The sequence below is a fragment of the Kitasatospora sp. NPDC057512 genome, from assembly GCF_042802135.1.
Classification (GTDB): domain Bacteria; phylum Actinomycetota; class Actinomycetes; order Streptomycetales; family Streptomycetaceae; genus Kitasatospora.
Map to the genome: position 1 here is coordinate 1 of NZ_JBHVET010000825.1, position 3,450 is coordinate 3,450.

Below are 3,450 nucleotides of genomic sequence, written 5' to 3' on the forward strand. Positions count from 1 at the left end.
GCCCGGAAGCCACCGCTCCCGGACGGCACCGGCCTCACCGCGTCCGGCGGCGTTCACCGGTCGATCCGACGGGCCGGCCAACCCTCACCGGCGCGGGTGCGGGCCGGTGCTGTTCAATGCGGTCCGCTCATATGACGATGCGTCAACAGACGTGGCACTGTTCCGAGTCGATGACGTCACGGTCGGTCGCACCCCGCGACGGGGGCGTGCGACGGGTGTCGAGCGCGGTGGTCGGCCCGTTCGTGTGGGCCGCCGGGATGACCTCCCCAGCGTGCCGGACCGACCCGGATGGTGGAGACGGCATAGTCGTCCCGTCGCCCAATGGCGTGTTCACTCCGTCATCCAGAGTCCTGTGCACACCCTGGAGAGTCCTCGATGCCCAAAGTCAGACGTCGCTGGGGCCCGGCCCCGGCCTTCGGGGTGCGGGGCCGTACCGTCCCGGCTCGTCCGTCGAACCGTGCCGCGCCGAAGCGGCGCGGCTGGTCCGGAGCGCTGGCAGCGGTGCTGACGCTGGCCCCGCTGTCGCTCGTCCCGCTGATGGCCGCCCCCGCCGCGCACGCCGCCCAGGCCTGCCCGCCCGACCCGGGGTACACCGACTGCCTGGCCTTCGCCCACACTGGCGGCGGCCAGGACTTCACCGTTCCCCCCGGCGTCACCTCCGTCCGGGCGAAGGCCTGGGGCGCGGGCGCGGCCGCCGACAACCCCTCGGGAACGGCAGGCGCCGACCACCGGAGCCGGTCGGGTGCCGCCGGTGCCTTCGCGACGGCACTGCTGGACGTGACGCCGGGGCAGCGGCTGACGGTGGTCCCGGGTAAGGGCGGGCGGGCGCACTTCGAGGACCCGTTCTCCCCGGCGACTCGCGCGCCCCTCGGTGGCGGCGCCTCCCGCGTCCTGTCCGACGAGCCGCACGCCTCGGCCCGCACCCTGCTGGCGGCCGACGGCGGCACCTCCCCGAGCGCGGGCGGCGCGGCCGCCGGCTCCGCGGGCGGCGACGGGCCGGCCGGCCTGGCGTCCCACGTGACCGAGCGCCAGTACGTCGCCGGGGCGGGCTTCGGCGGCACCGCTCCCGCCGCCGCCTCGGTGAAGCCGGGCGACCGCGACGGACGCGACGGACGTGACGGCCTCGTGGTGCTGGAGTGGCAGGCCCCGCCCCCGTCCCCGTCCCGGTCCTCGTCGGCCGTACCGTCCGCCGTGAGCGTTCCCGAGCCTCCGTCGGCCCCGGCGTCCGCACCGTCCGCCCCGTCCGCTGAGAGCGTTCCCCCGTCGGGTACCGCCCCGGCCGGCCACGCGCCCCGGGCACCCGGCACCCCCTTGGACTGCAGCGGCAACACGATCTACGCCGTCCAGCGCGGCTCCTCGGGAGCCGGCACGGGCACCCTGCTGGCCCTGGCCACCGGCACCGTCCGCGGCTCCAGCGTGACCGCCACGACGGTGAGCACGCTCCCCGCCGGCTCCGGCTTCACGAACGCCCTCGGCATCACGGACGGCGGCACCGCCGCCTACGTGGTCGACCAGACGCCGGCCGTCAGCGGGTCCGTCAACGTGTACGGCTACAACGCGGCCACCGGCGCCTGGACCGTCTACCCCGGATCCGCCGGCCCCACCAGCGACTCCTTCGTCGCCGGCGCGGTGAACCCGGTCAACGGCGTCTACTACTACGCCAGCTTCGAGCCCGGTACCGCGACCACGCCCGGCGTGGCCACCCTCTACGGGTTCAACACCACCACCAACACCGCGATCCCGGGCGTGATCGGCACGTTCGACCTGCCGGTCACCGGAACCTCCGGCCCCAACGGCGACATCACCTTCGACGCGGGCGGCAACCTCTACATCCTCTCCTCCGTCGGCACCGACGCCGCCATCGGCCGGGTGTCCGCACCGATCCCCACCACGGGGTCGGCCACCGGTGAGCCGCTGACCAGCACGACGCTGAGCACCCTGGACAACCCGACGAACAGGTCCTTCAACGGGGCGGCCTTCGACAACGTCGGCAACCTCTACATCGAGTTCGCCTCGGGGACCACCACCTACCTGGAGCGGCTCAACCCGAACACCGGCGCGGTCACGGCCGGTCCCACGCCGTACTCCAACAACGCCTTCCTCTCCGTGGACCTCGGCGCCTGCTCGACCAACCCGACCCTGACCCTGCAGAAGGACATCGTCGGCCGGTTCGCCGAGTCGACCACGTCCGACGACCAGTTCACCCTGGCGATCACCGGCGGTGGCATCACCCAGGGCAACACGGCCACCACGACCGGCACCAGCACGGGCGTCCAGTCGCCCGCCGCCGGCCCGGTCATCGCGCTGTCCGGCACCACCTACACTCTCACCGAGACGGCGGCCTCGGGAAGCCTCTCCGACTACACCACCACCTACGACTGCGTCGACACGGCCAACGACAACGCCCCGGTCGCCTCGGGCAGCGGGGTGACCACCTTCAACCTGCGGTTCCCGCCGACGGTGGAGGACAAGAACAGTCCGACGGTGCTCTGCACCTTCACGAACACCCCGATCCCGGCGACGCCCGCGCTCACCATCGCGAAGACGGCGGCGCCGACGACGGTGTCGGCGGTCGGGCAGGTCGTGGACTACAGCTTCCTGGTGACGAACGCCGGGAACGTGACGCTGACGGACGTGACGGTGAACGAGACGGCGTTCTCGGGCGCCGGGGCACCACCCGTGGTGACCTGCCCGCCGGGTGCGGCCTCGCTCGCCCCCGGGGCGTCGGTCACCTGCACGGCCGCCTACACGGTGACACAGGCGGACCTCAACGCGGGCAGCATCACCAACACGGCGACGGCGACGGGCACTCCGCCGTCCGGCCCGCCGGTCACCACCCCGCCGTCCACCGTGACCGTCACGGCCACGGCCAACCCGGCGATCACCATCGTCAAGTCGGTGGACGCGACGGCGCTGACGGCGGCGGGCCAGGTGCTGCACTACGCATACCTGGTGACGAACACCGGGAACGTGACGCTGACGAATGTCACGGTGAACGAGACGGCGTTCTCCGGTTCCGGGGCGCCGCCGGTGGTGACCTGCCCGCCGGGTGCGGCCTCGCTCGCCCCCGGTGCGTCGATCACCTGCACGGCCAGCTACACGGTCACCCAGGCGGACATCGACCGAGGAAAGATCACCAACACCGCGACGGCGACGGGCACTCCGCCGTCCGGCCCGCCGGTCACCTCCCCGCCGTCCTCGACCAGCGTCCCGAACACCCCCGAGCCGGCGCTCACGATCCTGAAGTCGGCTTCGCCGACGACGGTTTCGGCCGTCGGTCAGGTCGTGGACTACAGCTTCCTGGTGACGAACACCGGGAACGTGACGCTGGCGAATGTCACGGTGAACGAGACGGCGTTCTCGGGCGCTGGGGTGCCGCCGGTGGTCTCCTGCCCGCCGGGTGCGGCCTCGCTCGCCCCTGGTGCGTCGGTGACCTGCACGGCCGAGTAC

1 pseudogene is annotated in these 3,450 nt (G+C 73.2%); it reads left to right on the forward strand.

Annotated features, from left to right (window positions below):
• Positions 1–375 precede the first annotated feature (375 nt).
• Positions 376–3,450, forward strand: a pseudogene (locus tag ACFU6K_RS34340) (hypothetical protein); the annotation flags it as partial.